A 20,600-nucleotide genomic window follows, 5' to 3' on the forward strand; every position below is an offset into this window, starting at 1 on the left:
GGATAGGAGGGTCAGATGTCAGGGTTAAAGTTTTCCGTTTTATCCATAACGGTATGGAATAGATCATGGTTCCACCGTTCGTTTTAAGGAAAACGCGGGAGTTCCCGCATTTTATTTTGCGGAAAAATTAGGTTTTATAAAACAAATATCTTACATCAAACTCATGTTCGTATACTCGACTACTACACAACAAAGGACACCGTCCACAAATAGAAGATACGCATGATTTTCTGTACCCATACAAAGCCATAACCCACAAGGTAGTTGAACTGGAGATAAATCTGTCGGAATTACGACAATCTACTGTGAAACTTACGCCCCACAACGCGATCCGTAGAGAGCCATAACCTTACCCACAAGTACGTGGATCTCAAGATAAATCTGTCGGAATTACGACAAATCTTCTGTGAAACTTACGCCCCACCCTAATTTTGGGTGGTGGGGCGGGAGGTGGAAAGGCTCGGGAGGCTTTTCTCTATCAGAAAATCATACTTTTTGCAAGTAAAAAGCTCCATTCTTGTCGGAACACTTGAAAAATGTGCGTTTTTGATCCTTCTTATTCCAAAAACCTTCTTAACTTGTGGGTAAGGTTATGGTAGAGAGCCGTTGTGTTGAGTTTCCTCAACGCGCCCGCCGTTGCACTTTAGTTTCCCCAAATTTTGGGTGGTGGGAAGAAACTCAATTTCGCTCTCTATGCATCGCGAAAGGTTTAACTCAATTTCGCTCTCTATGCATCGCGAAAGGTTTAACTCAATTTCGCTCTCTATGCATCGCGAAATAGGCAGAAAGGCTCGGGAGAATTTCCTATATCAGAAAATCATACTTTTTGCAAGTACCAAATAGGATTCTTCTCGAAACGTTTGCCTTTTTGATCCTCTGATTCCAAAATTCTTTTCAACTTGTAGGGTTGCTTATGGCCCCCGCCTAGGCAAGGCAGCGATCCGTTTTAACTCTTCAGAAAACTCATCATCTCCTGAAGATTTTTTGCAATCTGCAAAAGACTGATCGCACTTCCCGCAATTTCCTCCGAATTTGCAGCGCTGTTTTGAACCGTAATGGAAATATTGGAAACCGCGTTTGCCGTTTCGTTGATGGCAATTTTTTGTTCCTTAACGGAATTACGAATGTCTTCCGACTTCGTATCAACCTGATCGACTCCGGAACGAATCTTTTCCTTTTTCTCCTGTTGGAGTTCCATCGTAGCTACGATCCGATTGGAAGATTCCTTCAAATGTTCCAGTCCGTTTAAAATTTCGGCGTAAACAGTCATGGAGTTTTCAACGATCTTTCTTCCGGTTTCGATTTCCGCGTTGCTCGTTTTAATGAGTTCTTCGATCGTCATCGCGCTGGAATCCGTTTGTTCCGCAAGTCTCGTGATCTCGCTCGCGACAACCGCAAATCCCCTACCGTGTTCCCCGGCTCTTGCCGCTTCGATCGCCGCATTGAGTGCAAGTAAATTCACTTTTTCTGATATTTCCTTGATAATCGCCGTGATCGACTGCATCTCGACCGAACTGTTTTCGATCTTTTCCATACTTTCGGAAAGATCACCCATCGTCGTTTTGCCGGAATCGGTTTTCAGATACATCTCGGAAATTTTTTCCAAGGAATTCTTCACCGCACCCCCGACTTCATTGATCATTCCCTCAAGTTCCCGCATTTCTCCGTTAAAGGAAGAAATCAAAGCGTATTGAGATTCTGCGTTTCGATTTACGTATTCCATTCCGGAACTGATCTCTTCCACGGACGCGGAAATTTGCTCGATAGAAGCCGACTCGGATTGCGCGTTCGAAGAAAGATGATCCGCAGATTGGGAAAGCTGTTCGGAGGAAGCGACGATACTTTCGGAAAAGCTCATGATCGTATCGAACATTTCTTTAACTTTGATTTGGAACAGACGGAAAGCCAAATGGAGAAGATAAAGTTCGTCCTTTTTTCTATCATCTTCTTCAACTACCACCGGATGAGAAAAATCCGCATTTTTGACCGCATTGCTCACCGTGTTGAGCCCCTTGACCAATTGAATCGAGTAAAACAAGGCAATCAGAAAAATATAGGTCAAAGTCACGCCGGAAAGGAGGATAAATAGAAACCAACTGTAAGTGAATTCCTTTTCCGCTTTGATATAAAGCACGTCCGTGATTTTCAATTGAACCTGAATCAGTTCCTCTATCTTTGAAGTTACCGGATCGATTTTAGGATACAAACGAGTATCCGCAAAAACCCCTAATTCCTGAAAGTTTTTGGTTACCATAAGCTCTCTGGCTTCGGCTACCGCGGCGTTCGAAGCCAGAAAAAGAGGATTCAATTCCTTGATGATGGCTTCCTCTTCGGGAACAAGACGAGTTCCGATGTATGCGGCCCATTCTTCTTGAATTCCGGAAGTCGCCTTATCAAGGTTAGATACTCCTTCTTCCGGAGTAAACGTCCCGCTCCTTACTTTGTGAACGCAGTCCACAATAAAAATCGCATAGAAGTCCGATATCTTCTTCAATTGTTTCAGAGGAATTACTCTATCTTCGTAAATCGTTTCAATGTCCTCGATTCTATCTTTCGTGTTGATCAGTGCTAAAGCCACCAAAGCGGCGATCGGTATCAGCACCGAACCAAAAAGAAGCATTAATTTTTTTCGTATTCCCAGTCTCTGAATTGATATATATATTGTTTTCATAAAATTTTAAGCGTTTCATAGTTGCCTTAATATATACTCAGTCAAGTTTTTTAAAAAGTGAATCACTTTTTACCTGTGTAAGTTTATAAAGTAAGTAAACTTTTAGCTAAAGCGATGTCAAATTTTAAAAACTTTAGAGATATTCTAAACACAAAGCGTATCTCCGGCATATACAAAGGTATATTTTTAAATCCGCTGAAAGAATGTTCATTCTTGTATGACGAAAGAAAACGAATGAATTACTCATTTTCTTTTTTATTATTTTTATCCGAAAAATTTCAAACACATTGAAATGTCTCTTAAACATCAAAGTCTTTAGATAGAACCAATCCTCAGTACTTACCGAAACCTATCTCTATTAGAATATCGTGAATTTTGGCATAAATCCGCCTTTTGGAAGCAGAATTCTGACACCCTTTTACAGAATACGTCGGTAGGGAATTTGATAAAAAGAAATGACCACTTTCAAAATCGAGTCAAAGCCGGTCCCAAAACAGAACGAACCTGAGTCGGAAAAAAGTACCATCCCTTTAGGATCACGATTTGTCCGAATATTCCTACGATTGAACGTTATCGCCAAACGATCCTTTTGCGAAAGAACTTTGATCGAAGCGGAGAAGAACGACGTCTTGTTAAATTGGAAAAGAGATTGGATCAGATCCTCATTCGGAAAGCGCGTAAAATGAAATCGAGTTGCCCGAAAAATTCCATAACGGAGATTCACAAAACTGCGTTCGTTTCAATGTAACAGAAACGGATGGGGAAGTAATTTTCAACAACTCTAATATACGTAAATCACCTAACAGCGATTTGTATAAAATTTTTAAACGATCGGACTTTCGTTCCTAAGATCGCCTTTGAAAGTTTTGCCCATCACGTTTGGATAAAAATCCTTCAAACCTTGGATTACGAACTCGAAAGGAAAATCGTCGTAAACGCCCCGATCATTCACGTATTCCATAAACTTCTTGCCTTGTCCGTCGAAAGAATGAAAAATCGTATCCTTTTTCCCGTCGAAGTCCAAGGCCGGAACTCCGAAACGTTTACAAAGTTCCCTGTCAAATACGGGAGTCGCTTTGATCCAAGTTCCATCGATTAGAATTTCTGCATATCCATGGAACGCAAAAACGGAAGTTCCCAAATGACGGATCAATCTTTCGCTCGCAAGATGATTGACGACGTCCGAAAATCCGATCTTGGACGGGAACCCCAAGGCCCTGGCGCCCGCGGCAAAAAGAATCGACTTGGGAATACAATAGTTTTGTTCGCTTTCCGCGATCCTACCGGCTTGATACGATTCTTTCCGATCGGTCGCTTGGTAAGGGTTGTATCGAATTCCGTCCCGAACTCCCAAATAAAATTCCTTCAATTTTTCCAAAGGTGAATTTGTAGAGGTCGTATATTTTTCCAAAAACATCCGGACCGGCGCGGATTGGTAATCGAAATAGTAAGTGGGTTTTAGATACGGTTCTAAAAATTGCATGAGTCCCTTCTTGCCGACTTTTTTTGTCCTATTGAACGCGAGTTCCGTATAACGATGCGAAAGCGATTGAAGCGAGATCAACAAATTGAAATTACGAAAGGATTTCGTTTTTCGTGCCGATCGTCAATTTGTTGATCAGAGCATTATGTTTCGACCCGTAGGGAGAAACATTGAGTTCAAGCGCAGTCCGGCCGTTAGGCCGGATTCGCCCAAACTTGATCCGTGAATTCGCGTTAGTTACAAACTTTTAGAGCGTTTGGCCCACGTCGAGTGGATTCGTTCGAAGTATTCCAGAAAAGAATGATATTCGAATTCTATAAAAGCGGACGTTTTCTTTCGAAAATTTGGATTCAAAATTTTTTATTTTTGAACTTCAAGTCCATTATGAGATTGAAATTCCCAAACGGCGCCCCATTTATTGTAAATTCGTTTTTTAAGGGAGAAACTCATGAAAGAAATTCGTAAATCGTTTTCTGTTGGAATTCTGATTTTTTGTCTCTGTTCCGGTCTCTGGAATTGTCAAAATGAAAAAAGTTCGGATAAGGAAGATTCCTTAAAGTTCCTGGCCTTACTTTTGAATTCGTCGGCGCCTTTGAAAGAGCTCACAAACGCGGATTGTACCGATGCCGCCCCCGCATTCTCCACGTTAAATCAGGCGGGAACAAGCACCTGCGCCACTTGTCACAACGCAGGCAACCCCACCTCCGGTTTCGACGTCACTTCTTACAGTGCGGTTCGAAGCAGAGTGACCGTTAACGACCCCAAAAACAGCGCTCTCTTTCAAAAGATCAATACGGGATCGATGAGGGTCAACAATAACGATTCCATCAATAAGGCCGTGTTCTGTTGGATTCTCAAAGGTGCAAATCCTTGATTTTCAGAAGATTCCTATATGCGGTTTTTCTAATTTTTCCGGCCGCTCCGTTTTTTTTTCCTTCTCCGCTCCTCTCCGAAAAAAAACTTTCGGAGGAGTGGATCGTTAAGGAAGCGGACATTCGTTTTTTAAGCGAGGCGCCCCAGGAAACGATCCGGGGCTCCTTGCAAAAAGCGGAAGGAAACGCCGATCTGAAATCGAAAAAATTCTCCTTTCAAATCAATCTTAACGACTTAAACGTTTCCAACCGGCTCATGAACCGTCATATGCACGAGAATTATCTGGAAACGGAACGTTTTCCGAACGTCGTCTTTCACGGAAACATTTCGAAATGGGACGTATCTTCCAAAACGGTGATCGTCGAAGGGGATTTCACCTTACACGGACTTACGAAAAAGAACGTTCGAATACAGGGTAACTTCGAAGAGAAAGGAAAGGATCTTTTGATCCGAGCGGATTTCGAAATCGCTCTGAGCGACTTTAAAATCGAAATTCCTAAATTAGTAATTTTGAAACTAAATGAAAAAATCAGAATCGAAACCTCCATCCTATGGCAATTCAAATCATGAACTTTAAAATCAACTTTTCCTTAATTTCGTTTTTTATTCTGTCGATCTCTTTTTCCTTCGCCTTATTCGGTCAGGAACAAAGAAAGTCCGCGTTCTTAGGAAGTAGCCTCATCCACATGCCGAGCACCGAAGACGTAGGTAAGAACGGCCTGGATTTCAGAATCAACCACCGTTTTGGCAGCGCTAAATCCACCTCTTACGATTTTGCGGGTTTGGACAACGGAGCCAACACACAACTCTCTCTCGATTACGGTCTTACCGATCGAATCACGATCGGTATCGCGAGAACTTCGTTTCAAAAAACATACGAAGCGAGGGGAAAGATTCGTTTGCTGACTCAAGACTCCGGTTTTCCGGTTACGGTGAGCTTTTTCGGAGTTTTCGGCCAGGAAACGGAAAAACAAAATCGATTTTACGGTCCTTATCTCAAGGTTTCGTCGGGTTATCCGGGTTTTGATTCCCAAGCGGGTAGGAAGTTAAATACATACGAACTTACCGATTCGGATCGGCAAAGCGCTTTGGCTTCGTTTTTGATTTCAAGAAGGTTCGGCGATCTTTTTTCCATCCAACTTTCTCCGATGTTCGTCCATAGAAACTTCGTCAAAGATCACCTTTCCAACGATCGAACCGGTCTGGACGTTTCGTTTAGAATTCATCTTTTCAAACGTCTGGATTTCACATTCGGAACGATTCTCACTCCGAAACGGGATTATATCGGAGATTCCTACGCCGCGGAAGACAGAAAGACGAAAATCAACGGTGTCGAATATTCCGCTTCCGAAGTCAACGACCTGATCGCGAGCGGTAGAACGTTAGACGCAATTGTAAACAACATTCTACTTTCCAAACCGGTGAAATACATGTCCGTTCCCTTAAGTTTCGGGGTGGACTTCGAAACGGGAGGCCATGTCTTTCAGTTGTTCGTTACGAACAGCCGATCGATCGCACACACTCAGTTACTACGAGGCGCCGATTTCGATTACGACAAAAAGGAATGGACCTTGGGTTTTAACATCCATCGTTATTTTTCTTTGGAAAGTTCGGATAACTCTTCCGTTCCGAAAACCGACTGAGAATTCGATCGAAACCGAACCGATCAAGACAGACAAAACCTTTTCAAAATGAAAACGAAGTTTTAAGTCAAATCTTTGAGTAAAATTTTCATTCAACGTGTATAGGAATGAACCTTACCGGGTCTTTTAAGAGTTTTTTTAATCGGTTCGGGCGGCGAAGAAGGCGCTTTTCTCTATCATAGAATCATACTTTTTGCAAGTAAAAAGTATGATTCTTGTCGGACCATCGGCAGAAATCGCCGTTATTACTCATACCTATATAATAAAGCACCTAATATTTAGAATTGAAACAATGTTTTGCGATAAAAACTAACGGTACTCAATTTTATAGAGATCGGTAATCAACGTGAGTTTTCTGTAAAAAACGAGAAAGTTCTCGAACGCCGAAAACGTTAACCGCCCTTTGCCATAAGATATTTTTCCATAAATTCGGTAATGTCCTTAATGTTTCGATTGATCATCTTTCTGAGTTCGGGAGGAATATTCTGGGACTTGATGACTCTATAATAATTCAGCGCGTTTTTCAGCATTTTCCTTCTCGCAAATTCCTGCGCTTTGACGAGCATCGGTTTGTATTTATAGTATGAGTATTCCATAATACTGTAATTCTTTGAAAGTTTAAACGCGTGAGGAATTTTATTGAAATCGTAGGTAAGAGTCAAAAACGGTGCGTCGTCCACTTCCGGAGGTTTTAACTCCAGTATCCCGTGGATCATCGTCGGTTCTTCCTTCTTCGAACCCCCTCCGGATTCATCCTCCCCGCCACCGCTTTCCGTTTCCTCCTCGCCGAGAGGTTGAAGACCTCCTTCGAGAAGCTCTATTTCAGGCGTCTCATCCGGTTCGGAAGCGCCGGTTTCGGGCGCAAGATGAGGAATCTCGGGAGTTGTTTCTCCCGCCTTCTGATATTCGGGTTCCGGAAGGCCTATTTTAGGAAGTTCTAATGGTTTGGACTCTTTTTCCGGAGCCTCCGAACTCGGGGGAGCTTCGAGCCGAACCTCCCCCGACGGAGTCGAGCTGAGAGCCTCGGGTGGTTTTTCTTCCGGAGGTCGTACCGTTTTATCCTGAGGATCCGGTAGTCGAATCGGTACGAGTTCAATCTTAGGAATGACGGAAGCTAAAAACGGAGGTAGGTCGTCTCGAAAGGAAGTTTCGGGTAAATATTCATAATCAGTAGTCGGTTCTTGGGTCTGGGAACTTGTTTCTTCTCTTTCTCTTTTTTTTTGCTCTTCTTTTTGTTTGAGATATTCGTCTCTTAGTTTAAAAAGATCTTCCTTTCTTCGATCCTCGTCTTGCCTACGATCCTTTCGATTTGAGTTCGCCCCGCGACGATCCGGACCGGACCTCCGACTTTCCCCCGTTCTGCGATCCACCAGGGGCAAATCCTTAAATTTCTCCCACTCTTCGGAAAAGAAAGTATCGTCCGGTAGATCCATCGGGCTCGGTTCCGAATATCCGGGTCCAGCACCGGGACTTCCAGATCCACCGCCGCCACCTGTGGGAGTTCCCACACCTCCAGATCCAGCACCGGGACTTCCAGATCCACCGCCGCCACCTGCGGGAGTTCCCACACCTCCGCCCGATTTCTCTCCGGCTTCAGGACTCGGAAGAGGAATAGGATCCTCCGGAGGCAATGGAGGTCCGGGACTAAAAATCTGATAAGAAACGGGACCGGTTTCAGAGGATCCCGAAACCGCACCCGGATCCAAAGGAGAAAGAGGAAGGGGAATCGAATGCGAAAATCCTTTGGCAATCGTATCGCCTAACGAATCACTGATGTCCCTGATGGCTCGAACAAGATCACCCAAAGGAATCGGAGGTCCGCCAAAATGATCGGGGCGATACACATCTTCATCATCGCTTTCGAGATGATCTTGGATCTGATCGATATTCTCCTGAATTTTTTTCTGGATCTCTTCATCCGGAACTCGAGTTTTGGTTCTTTTATAAATTTCTAATGCACCGTTGAAACTTTCCTTATCAACAAGAGCTTCGGCATTGATGAGAGGGCGACGGTGGTTTGCAAATTTAGAATTATTGCGAATGATATCGTCGACTTTATTCTTCAGATTTAACTTAGGCTTTTTACGAAGACCTGGAAATTCTTCTTTGTGTTTTTGAGAATCTTCTTTTCCAAGTTTAGGTTCACCCGCAGACAAAGGCTGCTGCCCTGTTCCACCTTGAGCGGGAGGACCGCCCATCTGAGATCCGGAAGGGCCACCCGGAACCGGAATTTCTTTTCCCCTATCTCCTCGAACGTTAGAATCACCCGCGCCACCCGAAGAAGACTTTCCGGAATCGGAATCTTTAGGAGAAGGTTTGTCTTTAAATAAAGTATAAGCCCCCGCCCCGGCGGATAAAAGACCTAACATAAATAATAGGAGTGTTGTCATGGAGAGGAGCTACTGTTCTAAAAATCGACCAAACCGGATGCCAATCTTAAACCCATTCGGACTTCTTTTTGTAATTGACGTCATGGATGTATAGTATATTTCTGACCTATGAAAGCTTCGGTTCGGGCAAACTTAAGTTTTGGATCCAGTCCAGACAATCCGGACGGACTTCAATTGAAAATCACCTTTGATGAAGATACACAATCCGCATACGGTGACTTCACTTGTCCGGAAAAGTTCCAAGGTCAGCCGGATGTAATTCATCCCGGAATTATATCTACGATCTTAGACGAAATCATGGTCAAAATCAACGAAGCCATGAATTTCAAAACGACTACGGGTGAGCTTACGATTCGATTTTTACAACCTGCCTTCGTGAACCAGCCGCTCCATTTACGCGGATGGTTCGTGAAGAAAAATAAGAAAGTGATCGAAAACAGGGCTGAAATCGAAAACGAGATCGGAAAGATCGTAGCTCGTGGAAAAGGGAAGTACATCGAAGTAGACGACTGACGACCTTTCGCAATCAAACCGCCGATGTGGTGAAACTGGTAGACGCAGTGGATTCAAAATCCACCGGGGGCAACTCTGTGTCGGTTCGAGTCCGACCATCGGCAAGATTTTAAACCTTCTTTTTTACAAGTAAATTCAAAACCCACCGGGGGCAACTCTGTGTCGGTTCGAGTCGCCCCATCGGCAAGATTTTAAACCTACAATAAAACTCAAGACTCGAAGCGAGTTTTGGTAAAGCATTTCGAGCTCTCGTAAAGAGCGAGGAAATGCTTCCGAGGAACACGATGTTCAGAGGCCAAAACGAGACGCCGTGGAGCCCAATTTATCAGGATGATAAATTGCGTAACGGCGAGTCGCCCCATCGGCAAATTTTAAACTCTTTCCTTTTACAAGTAAATTCAAAAACCACCGGGACCATTCCATAAATCTGTCGGAATTCCGACAATCCTCCGTGAAACAACAAGCCCCACCCGCATTTTGGGTGGAGGGAAGAGGTGATTGGGAAGGCTCGTGATATTTTTCTAATATTCTAAAATCATACTTTTTGCAAGTAAAAAGCTTCATTCCTGTCGAAACGCTTGCGTTTTATTGTATGTAAAATCCTAATGCCTAACCACTCGCCACTTGAAACGTGCGTTTTTGATCCTTCTTCTTCCAAAATCCCTTTCAACTTGTGGGGTCGGTTATCGGGGCGACTCCTGCTGCCATTTCTGAAATCCAAAATCTCACAGAACTTGGCAGGACCGGGCTTGTTCCAGGTTCGTCGCAAAGCGACTCATCTCTCGCAAATTCCTTTAAAATCGAAAAACACAAAGTACAACGCTCGAGACGCTGACGCGCCTTTCACATCCCTGTCGCGGGGTAAAGAATCGGTAAAAAAAGCGCGGCGGGGTCGCCAAGGCCGAATTCGCCCAAACTTTCTTCACGAATTCACGTAAGATAAGATTTCACAAAACGACAAGGGGCCGCTCTTATCTATATAACAAAGTTAAAATATACTTAAAAGCTAATCTTTGTTCGCAAGCATTCTCGTAAAAATCGGATTTCTATCCTTACTCGCGATTAACTCGGTAACACAACAAATAAGAACGACGATGGCCAATAAAAAAGAAACTCCCATATCGCCTTGGAAACCGAGAACGGAAATATGAGAACCAATCGCGCCTATCATGATTACCGTCGTAATCATCGCACCTAACCAACTCGTCTGCGGAATCAACAACAAGAATACGACGCCTAACTCGAAAAAGCCGACGATATAACGCCCGAACGGTTCGGCGTCCAATGCCGTAAACGTAGCGATGGAACGATCCGTACCGGAAAGTTTAAAGTAAAACGCCGGAATCAGAATCACAATTGCAACAATCCGCGCCGTCCAATCAAAGATTTTTTTCATAGACTTTACTCCACTTTAAGAACCCTTATTCTAACGATTTAGGAACGTCCTCGCAAGGACTTTTTAGAAAAACGTAAAGTTATAAAATAATGACTCGATTTATTAAGGCCGGAATCCGAATCAAAAGTCGGCTCAAACGCGTTTGTTTCTTTTCAGAGCGTCTTCGAAAAAGTCGGATTCGATTCGATCAATGGAAGTTAGGATCAATTCCATTTCCGAATCGGAAAGACCTTGAAAAAGTTCCTCGCCTTTTTGTAATATTAGGAGACCGAGACGGATTCCTTCGACGTCTTCGGAAGTATAAATCTTCGGTTTTTTTTCCATCTTGGAAACGATCGTTTTCATCATTAAAACGATCTTGTTTAAAAGTTCCCTATTGGAAAGCGTTTCAAAAAGTTTCACGATATCCTTTCTAAATTGATCCGCTTCTTTTTTGGGAATCCGAGAAAGGATTCTATCAAAGACGATCGGGTCTTCCGGATCGTTTCCCGATCTCAATTCATCTTTTGTGAACTCGAACATTAAAGTTTCAAAATGTCTTGCCGTAAGATAGGAATTCAATGCAGCAAAACCCGTCTTAAACGCGGCGCCTAAATGTCTTCCGAAACCGAAAGCGGCCGCGCCTAAAGAACCGATCAAACCGAAAACCTTGGAAGGGCTATGCACAAAACCGGCAAGGGAATGAAAAGCTCCGTCCAACAAAACCCTACCCTTGTATTCCGGATAAAGAAGTTCTAAAAAATATCTTAAGAGAGTGTCGATGACCGATCTTGGAAGTACTCTCAATTCCGGATAACGTTCCAAATTGGAAATCGAATATCGTCGAATTAGGGAAGAGCGATAAGCTCGGATTAAAATCGGAAAATCCGGGTCCTGAAGAAAATTTTTCATACAACCGGAAGAATCGAATTCTTTCGGTTGGAGTAAACTAGAAAAAGAAGAATCGAAACCGATTATAAAACTTTCCCGATCCGACAAACTCAAGAGAACCTCTCTATGGATCGACATCCGGGTAAACAATATCAAGTTCCCACTCGCGAGTCGTTTAACATTTAAACGCGGATAAAAACGGTAAGGTCGCGTCCGCAGGCATAGGTTTGCTGTAAAAATATCCCTGCCCTTTATCACAACCTTGTTTTTTCATCAACTCGCCCACTTCGGAGGTTTCAATCCCTTCCGCAACGACCGTCATTCCGAGTTTATGACCGAGATCAATCGCTGCCTGACAGATAAAAAGCGCTTCCTTATCGTACGGAGCCACGCTCACAAAAGATCGATCGATCTTAAGCTCCGTAAACGGATAACGATGAATTTGTTTGAGGGAGGAATAACCGATTCCAAAATCGTCCACGGAAAGTCCGATCCCTCGCAGTCGAATCCGAGTCAGAATGTCCAAGGTCGATATGATATTTTCCAATAACTGAGTTTCCGTAACTTCGACGATCAACTGATTGTTCTTCAAACCGAAACCTTCTATCATTTTGGCGATGGTTTCGGGGAGAATCAGTTTGTTCATACTCACGGGAGAAACATTGACCGCGACGGCGATCCCCGGAAATTGTTCGTTCCAAACCGAACACTGAGAGAGGGCTTGAAGTATCAGTTTTTCGGTCATCGCATCCATCAGACTCGGATACGATTCCAGGGTCGGAATAAATGAATCCGGAAAAATCAAACCGCGCTCGGGATGAGACCAGCGCACCAAGGATTCAAAACCGGAAACGGTTCCCGTTTTAAAATCGATCTTGGGTTGATAAAAAAGCAACATTTGATTTTCTCGAATCGCGATCTCGATTTCTTCCGCGGAGATCGCGGAAGGCGGTTCCTTAGAGGTTTTTTTTCCGGGAACCAAAGTGTTCGCAGATTCGTTTTTCTTCTGATCGGAAATGAGTCCCATAAGAACTTTTTGATATTCTTGAATTCGAATCGGCTTTTCAAGGACTCCCGAAATTTTTAATCCGTACTGGATCGCAAGAGCCTCGGCGCTCTGTAAAACTCTTCGATCCGCACCGCTGATTAGAATCACGGAAACTGAAATCTTTTTTCCGGATAACATCCGTAAAACGTCTACTCCGTCCACGCCGGGGATCATGAGATCCAAGATGATATGTTCGGTATGTTCGTTCAATTTTTCGAAAAATACTCCGGCCTCGTGCGTGACCGTAACTTCAAAACCGCATTGTTTGGCCAGATCCCCGAGAATTCCCGCGATTTCCTCCTCGTCGTCTAAAATCAATAGATTGGGTGATGCAAGCTTAGTCATGGATGGCTAAATTATAATATACCGAAATGATTCTCAAGAGATTTTCGAGATATCGGCCAAGGGATTGAAACGGAATTTTCCGATTCGTATACGTCGATCGAAGAAAAAAAATAACAAGTCCTCGCTTTCAAACCGGATTTTTGCGCGTTCATCACGATCTCATTCCACTTCGAAAAATCCTCTTTCCAGGTTTCCGAAAGTAATACGGTTTCGGAACCTACCTTGGAAAGATAAGATTCAAAAACGTTTAAGTCTTTAAAACTAAAAACCCGGTATCCCAATCTCCGAAAAATATAAGACGTTCTCTTTGAAGATTCTCCTTCATCCGAAAAATAAAAAATTTCCTTCGGTTTTTCGGAGGATTTGACGGTTACGAAATGAGGATTTGATTTTAGTTGTTCCACCGGAAGATAAATATAAAAATCCGAACCCACACCCGGGTGGGAATCAAAGACGATTCGTCCCCCGCTTCTTTTCACGAAGCCGAAGATCATAGGAAGGCCAAGTCCGGAATTTTTTCCTTTTTGTTTTGTGGTGAAAAAAGGTTCAAAAATTTTATCGAATAGGTTCGCATCCATCCCTTTCCCGTTGTCCGCGACCCTCAGTAGAAAATAATTTCCTTCCTTTAAACCGAGCGACTTATCTTTAAAATTTAGGACGATCGTATCGGTTTCGATCAAAATTTTTCCTTCGGATTCTTCGAGGGCTTCCTTTGCGTTTTGAAACAAGTTCATTAGACAATTTGCAAATTCGCCTCGATCAATCCGGCAAAGATCACCCTCCGAACCGGGTTCAAAAATCACCTGAACGTTCTCGGGAAAAATTTCCTTGGATTTTTCCAAATAATCGGCGATCAACCGATTCGGATCCACGGTTTCCGGTTGTAGGGATTGTTTTCTGGAAAAATTCAGTAACTTTTTATTTACATCCGCGCCCCGCATAACCGCATTTTGCGCGGAACGAATCCGATTCAAAACGTCCGGTTGATCCTTACACTGCATCTCCAGCATATCCAGGTTTGCGATGATGATATTTAGAATATTATTAAAATCGTGTGCGATTCCTCCGGAAAATTGGGATATGGCTTCCATCCTTAAAAGAAAAGTATCCGAACGATTCTCCGTAGATTCTTCACTTTCCTTCAAAACGGAAAAAAACGTTTTCGATAGGGTAAACGCGGAAAGATTTTTCTTTTCCAAATAACCTTGAAACCCCGTTTCTTTTGCGATCGTTTCCATTTCCTCTTTCGAAATCCCCGAAATCAAAACCGCGGAAATGGTGCCTGCAATCGTTCGAATCTCATGCAAGATTTCTAATCCGGTTTGAGACCCTAAAAAATGATCGATTACATAAATCTTATATTCGGAAGGATCGGTTTTTAAACCGGCTAAGACGCTCGGAGCGTCCTTAAAACGAGTCAGCTTGTATTTGGGAAACGGAATTTCGTCCAGATATTCCTTAAAAAGAATGAAATCCGCTTCGTCGTCTTCGATCAGGCAAACCGATATCTCGTCCGATAAATCGTTACTGAACAACGGGAAGCTCCACGATTTCCAGCCAATATTTTCCCAGGGTTCGAATCGTTTCCATAAACGCGCCGAACTCCACCGGCTTTCGAATGAACGAGTTTGCACCCAGATCGTAAGTTTGAAACATATCCTCCTCCTCTCTCGAAGTTGTGAGAACGATGACCGGAATCTTTTTGAACTCCGCGGAGGACTTGATCGTTTTCAAGACCTCTCTTCCGTCCATTCTGGGCATATTCAGATCCAAAAGAATGAATCCCGGCCTAGGGTATTTTAGAATATCAGAATATTCTCCTTTGTTTTGAAGGAACTCGAATAATTCCTCCCCGTCCTTCACAAAATGCAAGGGATTGACGAGATTATTTTCCCGAAAACCGTCCTTCATCAATAGACGATCGTCCGGATCATCCTCGGCAACGAGGATATGAATCGAATTGCGATTTTTAACTTCCACTTTCATACTTTTTAATCCGACGCGAGAGTACCCGGAAGATCCACATAAAACGTGGAACCTTTCCGCAAAACGCTCTCGGCGTAAATTCTCCCTCCGTGAAGTTCTATAATTTTTTTACAAACCGCAAGACCGATTCCGTTTCCGTCGTAATCTTCCCGACTATGGAGTCTTTGAAAGAGCGTAAATATCTTATCCCCGTGCCTTTTGTCAAAACCGATTCCATTATCGGAAAAGGTAATTTGAATCCGGTTCTGTGCCGCGGGATGGGGGACACATTGAATGATAACTTCGGGCCTTTCGTTCCGATTGAACTTGATTCCGTTTTTGATGAGATTTTGAAAAACCATTCCCATCTGAAACGGATCGCACCAAGTATAACCGATCTTAGAATCGATAACCTTCGCGTTTTTTTCTTTGATATAAATTTCCAAATCGCCGATGGAATCCTTTAAGATAAGACTTAAGTCGACGAACTGGAACGGTTTTGCCTTGGTCTTAATCCGAGAATACGACAAAAGACCTTCGATCAAGTTGGACAATCGATGCGCGGAAGAAGACATTCTTTGAAGATAATCCACGGACTCGGAATCCAAATTGGATGTTTTTTTCAAAAGACGATCTCCGAAAGCCATGATTTTTCTCAGAGGTTCTTGGAGATCGTGAGACGCGATAAAAGCGAAGTCCTCCAAATCGGCGTTCGAACGCTGCAGTTCTTTTGTCATGTTCTCCAGTTTGAGATGAGTGTCTTGAATTTCGGTGATATCCTTACCCGTACTGTAAACGAGTCGGTGTTCGGGAGAAACGATCGTCTTCCAAAGTATCGTCTTGGTCTGTCCGTGTTTGGTTACGTATCGAAGTGCGACGGAAAGATTTTTTTCTTTTTTTCGAACGTCGACCAGGGCGTCCGACATCTTATTCCGGTCGTCCGGATGAACGATTTCCACGGGATCGATTCCGTTCAATTCTTCCGGAGTATAACCCAAAACTTCCTCCCAGGCGTGATTGCGTTCTATAATCTGTCCGTCTAACGTTGAAATCTGAAACATATCCCCGGACAATTTAAAAAAATGATCTTTTTCCTCTTCCGATTCCTTGTTTTTGAACAAGACCTCGATCTGATCCGAAACCAATTCAAACATTTGAATATAAGAATTTTCTGAATCGAATTCCGTCCGAGTGCAGAATTCCAGAACGTAAATCTCGTGCCCCGTCCGTAAGGGAATCGCAACCCAAGAACGGATTCCGGTTTGAATCGCAAATTTCGCCCGTTTAAAATCCTTTTCCTTTTGAACGTCCCGGACAAAACGAATCTTTTTCGTCGCAAAAACATCTCCGATCGCTCCTTCTCCGGGAGAAAACTTGGTTTCAAAACAAGCGATTCTATACCGCAAAAAAATCGAATCGGCCGAATACCAGGGCGAATTCTCCTCCAAAACGATTTCGCCGTTTTGAAATTTCCAGGTTTGTGCAAAACTCCAAGCGGTTCCTTTGCAGATCGTTTCAAAAAGAATTTCGAACGATTCTTTTACGCTCGACGCTTTCGGGATTTTTAAGGAAATTTCTTTGAGAATATTTTGTTCCGTATCTCTTCTTCTTTTTTCGGTAATGTCCTGAAAAAAAACGGAAATCCCCTCCTCAAAAGGGAAAACCCGAAACTCGATCACGTTTCCGGTTTCGGCGATCTTATATTCGAAAGTAAGCGGCTTACCGGTTCGGATTGCAAGTTCGTACTTGTCCCGAAAAAAACGAGCCTCGGGCACCGGATACAAATCCCAGATGTTCCTGCCGATCAATTCTTCTTTAGATTTTCCTAATGTAATTAGGGATTGCCGGTTCGCCGAAATGAATCTCCAATCTTTGGAAAGCGCAAAATATCGATCCGACATACTTTCGATAACGGATTGTTTTTCGGAGCGGCTTTGTTTTAAGGCGTACGAGGTTTCTATCGTTTCGGAAACGTTCGTCAAAATCGCCAAAACCGCAAAGGACTCCCCGAACGGAATCCGGTTCGCGGTGATTTTCACGTAAATAAATTTTTTATCCTTTCTCCAATGTCTCCAAACTCCTCTGGACCGGATTCCAGTTTCCTGAGCGTAATTTTGAATCAGCGTTTCCATATCGGTGCGATCCTCTTCCGAACGAATGTCCAAAAGATTCATATCGGAAAATTCTTTTCTGGAAAACCCGTAGAGATAAACGGCCGCGTCGTTTACGGCAAGAAAACGTAAAGTGGTCGGATCGAATAAAAACGCGGGTTCAGGAAGTCTGTAAAAAATGGATTCTACGATCTGACTTCCCTCCTCGTGTTCCCCGGCCAAAACTTCAAACGTATAAAGACGATATGTCGGTTCGCCTTCCTTTACCGTTTTCCAGAAAAAACGCAGAATAAAATTTTCGGCGAAAAGTGTATCGAAATATTCCGAATCTTGAATGTGTTTTAAAAGAACTTTTTCCGTAAAGTCCGCGTAGTCCCGAACCTTTCCGTGGAGATGGAACAAAAAAGAGGGAAACGTATCCGGCTCCCGGTCGAATCCTTTAAATCCCCAAAATCGAACGCACTTTTTCGATAAGATGATTTTTCCGGAAGGACGTTCTTCGAGTATGCAGATCTGCTCTTGAAAAGAGGGAAACTCCGAAGAGAATTCTTCTAAAGATTGAATTCCTGAGGGTTGCATAACAATCGCCGAAGGAGGACAATTCTAACTTCTTTATGAAAGAAATTTCAATTAAAAAATGAGAATTTACGAATTTAGTTTTTTCTTAATTTCGTTTTTCCAAATATGAACTTTTTTTCTTCCCGTCTCGTATCCGATCTCGTATAATTTTTGAAACTGATCCCAGTCGAAGGTGGAATACCCTCCGACGGGAAGTTCGATGTACAAGTCGGAGTTATTCCGAGTCCGGTTCCGACTGTTCTTGCTGGACAACATCATGGAACGCATCATGATTTCGGCAAATCCAGTATACTTTGTTTTTAAACTCGTTCTTTTTAGATGATGAAATAATAAATTGAAAAAGGAAGGAGCCTCTCCCAAATACTGAGGTCCGAGCAGGTTATGATACGTCCAGTCCTTATCGACCTGCCCTCCGCCTCCCAAATCGACCGAGATCAAAATTCCGGCTCCTCTTTCTTTCAAGATGGAACCCGGAAGATTATCGAGTAAACCTCCGTCCACAAACAACTCTCCGCTTTCGGAAAAAGGCGGAAAAATTCCGGGGATGGAAGTGCTGGATCTTACCGCCTTCCACAACAAACCTCTGTCAAAAACTTTTCTTTCCGCCTTCGTTAAGTTGCAAGCGATCGCATAAAAAGGAATAGGAAGCGTTTCTATGTTTCTGTCTTTGAAAAATTCGTGAATCGCTTGCGAATATCTTTTTCCTCTTACCAAAGAGACGAACGGAAACGTGAAGTCTCCGAGTATGTTTCGATCCAACCAAAAGTTTCGGATCAAAGGAAGAATATCGGAAGAACCGAGTCCCATCGCAAACAAACCGCCCATGATCGCACCCGCGCTCGTTCCCGAAATCATATCCACGGGAATGTCGTTCTCCTCGAAACACTTTAAAAGTCCGAGATGTGCAAATCCCTTAGCGCCTCCGCCGGAAAGCGCAACTCCGATACTCTTACCGGTGAGCCTTCGGGACAATCTTCCGAAATCCGCGCTCACGTCCCTGCGTAGGATAAAGTGGGAAATCGAAGGAAATTTCCGTAAGACCGATTCTATCTTTTTCCAATCGGTAAAGTCGGAATCGATCAAGAACACGAGCTCCTTTTGAATTTCTTCGGGTAACATGGAATTCACTTCCCCGTATTCCAAGGCGATCGGCAGATTCGGATCGATTAAGATTAGAATTCGATCCGATTGACGAAAACAGGTTTCCCTCCAACCGGGATTACGCATATCGGTTTTGAATATGAGTTTATCGTAATTTTTTTCGAGTTCGTAAAACCGGTTTACGAGATCTCCGATTCGATACGGATCGTTTTTCGGATTTTTTTTACCTTCTTTCGAACCGACCCGTTTTCTAAAAACATTAGAATCCAATAATATTGTTTTTCCGAAATTCTTGAGACCGTTTTGAAGAGAACGGTAAAATTCCTCGGGGATCATATTCAACGGAAAAACGGAAACGGTTCTGACTGAATTGCCCCTTCGATACTCCTGATTTCTCTCAGTCCCCAAACGATGTACGATGGTTCCCGTAATTTGAAAGATCGCTTCCGGTGAATTTGCAAAACTCTTACGAAAGTCCTCTCTCGAAATACGAACGACTTGACTGGTCCTCAAAGCGACCACGGTCGCGGATCTTTTATCTCCGCTGAGCAAGGACATTTCACCGATGATGTCTCCTTTGCCGAGTTCTCCTTGTGCGAGAATTTCTCCGTTATTGGAACGAACCGTCCAGGACAATCGCCCGGAAACGAGGATGTACATCGAGTCTCCAACGTCTCCTTGTTTGAGAAGGACTTCCCCACCGGGAATCGCGAGCCATTCCATCCTGGATTCCAAATTGGAAAGAGTAATCTTATCCAGATGAAACAATAGCTCGACTGAGGAAAGGAAGGCCATCAGTTCCTTTTTGGAGGGTCTAAGTTTGGATACGTGAAAGAGATGATTCTCCTTATTTATATCCTTGATCCACTTTTTCCAGTCCGGAAGTTTGGAAACGATCCGAGCCAAATCGTCCGGAAGTATATAAAGAATTTCTGATATTCCGGAATGTAATATCTTATCCGGTTGAAATAAAAAATAATCTCCGGGAAACAATTCCCTGAGGAGCCAATCCTTTTCCTCCGTATTCAAAAGAGTTTCCTCGAGTTTTCCGGTGAGAATCAGACACAAGGAACCGGGAACCGCCTTCCGAGCGGATACATTCGAATTCCATTGTGTTATGTTCAGATGTTTGGCTACGCTCTCCTCTTCCTTGGAATTTTTCCACGCCGGAAAGGCGGAGGACGTTTTGGTGCGAAAATCCCGTAATTGTTTTAGAATTTTTTTCTTAGAATGAGTGCGTTCCATATTCTTAATAGACGTGTTTTAGTGGATAGATGTTAGGAACTAGCGGTTAGGATTTTAAATCAAAAATCCATACTTGTGTCCCGGTTCAACCCCACAAAATACTTGGATCGCAAGATAAATCTGTCGGAATTACGACAAATCTTCTGTGAAACTTACGCCCTGCAACGCGATCCGTAGAGAGCCATAACCTTACCCACAAGTTAGGTTTTCGTGAGTAATTTAAACATAAACCCGATTTCCATAGCTCTCATGAGGCCTTTAAAAATGGTAAGGGGGCCCGGAGGAGCATCGGAATTGCGAGCCAAGTGCCCGCCTAATTTAGCAATCCACAGTAAGACGGTTCCTAACTCGGGTTCTTCCTTAGGAG

The 20,600-nt window shown here is 43.3% G+C and carries 14 protein-coding genes, 1 tRNA gene and 1 pseudogene; 5 read left to right on the forward strand and 11 right to left on the reverse strand.

All coding sequences use genetic code 11. The features are described from left to right. Positions 1–946 precede the first annotated feature (946 nt). Complete coding sequence (locus LEP1GSC194_RS09600) at positions 947–2,620, reverse strand: methyl-accepting chemotaxis protein (RefSeq protein ID WP_020773418.1); 1,674 nt, start codon at positions 2,618–2,620, stop codon at positions 947–949. Between the two features lie 874 nt (positions 2,621–3,494). Next, a complete protein-coding gene (locus LEP1GSC194_RS09610; RefSeq protein WP_232424459.1) occupies positions 3,495–4,235 on the reverse strand; it encodes a transglutaminase-like domain-containing protein in 741 nt (246 codons plus the stop codon). A 376-nt stretch (positions 4,236–4,611) separates the two neighbouring features. Here LEP1GSC194_RS09610 and LEP1GSC194_RS09615 point away from each other — a divergent pair, with 376 nt between their 5' ends. The 3 genes from LEP1GSC194_RS09615 to LEP1GSC194_RS09625 are packed head-to-tail and all read left to right on the forward strand — an operon-like array spanning position 4,612 to position 6,670. Then, positions 4,612–5,028, forward strand: coding sequence for an LIC11213 family lipoprotein (locus tag LEP1GSC194_RS09615; protein ID WP_231384497.1), 417 nt, complete (start codon positions 4,612–4,614; stop codon positions 5,026–5,028). Beyond that, positions 5,025–5,597 (forward strand): YceI family protein, encoded by a 573-nt coding sequence (locus LEP1GSC194_RS09620; protein WP_020773420.1) that lies wholly within the window; start codon positions 5,025–5,027, stop codon positions 5,595–5,597. Before LEP1GSC194_RS09615 ends, LEP1GSC194_RS09620 begins: the two co-directional genes overlap by 4 nt. Further along, positions 5,594–6,670 (forward strand): DUF5777 family beta-barrel protein, encoded by a 1,077-nt coding sequence (locus LEP1GSC194_RS09625; protein WP_036042107.1) that lies wholly within the window; start codon positions 5,594–5,596, stop codon positions 6,668–6,670. The genes LEP1GSC194_RS09620 and LEP1GSC194_RS09625 overlap by 4 nt, the downstream gene beginning before the upstream one ends. A gap of 392 nt (positions 6,671–7,062) precedes the next feature. Here the strand turns inward: LEP1GSC194_RS09625 and LEP1GSC194_RS09630 are convergent, their stop codons facing one another. Beyond that, on the reverse strand, positions 7,063–9,060 hold the full coding sequence (locus tag LEP1GSC194_RS09630; protein WP_081605074.1) for a hypothetical protein: 1,998 nt from the start codon (positions 9,058–9,060) through the stop codon (positions 7,063–7,065). A 108-nt stretch (positions 9,061–9,168) separates the two neighbouring features. Here LEP1GSC194_RS09630 and LEP1GSC194_RS09635 point away from each other — a divergent pair, with 108 nt between their 5' ends. Together LEP1GSC194_RS09635 and LEP1GSC194_RS09640 are read left to right on the forward strand one after the other, a co-directional pair. After that, positions 9,169–9,573: a PaaI family thioesterase gene (locus LEP1GSC194_RS09635; protein WP_000648186.1), complete on the forward strand. Its 405-nt coding sequence runs from the start codon at positions 9,169–9,171 to the stop codon at positions 9,571–9,573. 20 nt (positions 9,574–9,593) lie between these two features. Beyond that, positions 9,594–9,677: transfer RNA gene (locus LEP1GSC194_RS09640), tRNA-Leu, on the forward strand. 902 nt (positions 9,678–10,579) lie between these two features. Here LEP1GSC194_RS09640 and LEP1GSC194_RS09645 read toward each other — a convergent pair. The 8 genes and pseudogenes from LEP1GSC194_RS09645 to LEP1GSC194_RS09680 all read right to left on the reverse strand — a co-directional run. Further along, on the reverse strand, positions 10,580–10,969 hold the full coding sequence (locus LEP1GSC194_RS09645; RefSeq protein WP_020773422.1) for a MauE/DoxX family redox-associated membrane protein: 390 nt from the start codon (positions 10,967–10,969) through the stop codon (positions 10,580–10,582). Positions 10,970–11,101: 132 nt separating this feature from the next. Then, positions 11,102–11,860 carry a hypothetical protein gene (locus LEP1GSC194_RS09650; RefSeq protein WP_036042110.1) on the reverse strand — a complete coding sequence of 253 codons (759 nt, stop codon included), beginning with the start codon at positions 11,858–11,860 and terminating at the stop codon, positions 11,102–11,104. 154 nt (positions 11,861–12,014) lie between these two features. Continuing rightward, positions 12,015–13,232 (reverse strand): EAL domain-containing response regulator, encoded by a 1,218-nt coding sequence (locus tag LEP1GSC194_RS09655; RefSeq protein WP_036042102.1) that lies wholly within the window; start codon positions 13,230–13,232, stop codon positions 12,015–12,017. 11 nt (positions 13,233–13,243) lie between these two features. Further along, positions 13,244–14,767: a hybrid sensor histidine kinase/response regulator gene (locus LEP1GSC194_RS09660; protein ID WP_020773423.1), complete on the reverse strand. Its 1,524-nt coding sequence runs from the start codon at positions 14,765–14,767 to the stop codon at positions 13,244–13,246. Further along, positions 14,757–15,218 carry a response regulator gene (locus tag LEP1GSC194_RS09665; RefSeq protein ID WP_017809872.1) on the reverse strand — a complete coding sequence of 154 codons (462 nt, stop codon included), beginning with the start codon at positions 15,216–15,218 and terminating at the stop codon, positions 14,757–14,759. Before LEP1GSC194_RS09665 ends, LEP1GSC194_RS09660 begins: the two co-directional genes overlap by 11 nt. Before the next feature lie 5 nt (positions 15,219–15,223). Beyond that, positions 15,224–17,887 (reverse strand): PAS domain S-box protein, encoded by a 2,664-nt coding sequence (locus tag LEP1GSC194_RS09670; protein ID WP_020773426.1) that lies wholly within the window; start codon positions 17,885–17,887, stop codon positions 15,224–15,226. 66 nt (positions 17,888–17,953) lie between these two features. After that, positions 17,954–20,233, reverse strand: a complete 2,280-nt coding sequence (locus LEP1GSC194_RS09675; protein WP_020773414.1) for a patatin-like phospholipase family protein — start codon at positions 20,231–20,233, stop codon at positions 17,954–17,956. 200 nt (positions 20,234–20,433) lie between these two features. After that, positions 20,434–20,600, reverse strand: a pseudogene (locus LEP1GSC194_RS09680) (IS4 family transposase); the annotation flags it as partial.

Origin of the sequence: Leptospira alstonii serovar Sichuan str. 79601, assembly GCF_000347175.1 — a bacterium.
Classification (GTDB): Bacteria; Spirochaetota; Leptospiria; order Leptospirales; family Leptospiraceae; genus Leptospira; species Leptospira alstonii.

Excerpts from the sequence above, each read along its gene's own strand:
- LEP1GSC194_RS09600 (WP_020773418.1), bottom strand. The coding sequence starts at position 2,620 with ATGCTTCTTTTTGGTTCGGTGCTGATACCGATCGCCGCTTTGGTGGCT.
- LEP1GSC194_RS09625 (WP_036042107.1), top strand. The coding sequence starts at position 5,594 with ATGAACTTTAAAATCAACTTTTCCTTAATTTCGTTTTTTATTCTGTCG.
- LEP1GSC194_RS09630 (WP_081605074.1), bottom strand. The coding sequence starts at position 9,060 with ATGACAACACTCCTATTATTTATGTTAGGTCTTTTATCCGCCGGGGCG.
- LEP1GSC194_RS09635 (WP_000648186.1), top strand. The coding sequence starts at position 9,169 with ATGAAAGCTTCGGTTCGGGCAAACTTAAGTTTTGGATCCAGTCCAGAC.
- LEP1GSC194_RS09645 (WP_020773422.1), bottom strand. The coding sequence starts at position 10,969 with ATGAAAAAAATCTTTGATTGGACGGCGCGGATTGTTGCAATTGTGATT.
- LEP1GSC194_RS09650 (WP_036042110.1), bottom strand. The coding sequence starts at position 11,860 with ATGAAAAATTTTCTTCAGGACCCGGATTTTCCGATTTTAATCCGAGCT.
- LEP1GSC194_RS09655 (WP_036042102.1), bottom strand. The coding sequence starts at position 13,232 with ATGACTAAGCTTGCATCACCCAATCTATTGATTTTAGACGACGAGGAG.
- LEP1GSC194_RS09665 (WP_017809872.1), bottom strand. The coding sequence starts at position 15,218 with ATGAAAGTGGAAGTTAAAAATCGCAATTCGATTCATATCCTCGTTGCC.
- LEP1GSC194_RS09670 (WP_020773426.1), bottom strand. The coding sequence starts at position 17,887 with ATGCAACCCTCAGGAATTCAATCTTTAGAAGAATTCTCTTCGGAGTTT.
- LEP1GSC194_RS09675 (WP_020773414.1), bottom strand. The coding sequence starts at position 20,233 with ATGGAACGCACTCATTCTAAGAAAAAAATTCTAAAACAATTACGGGAT.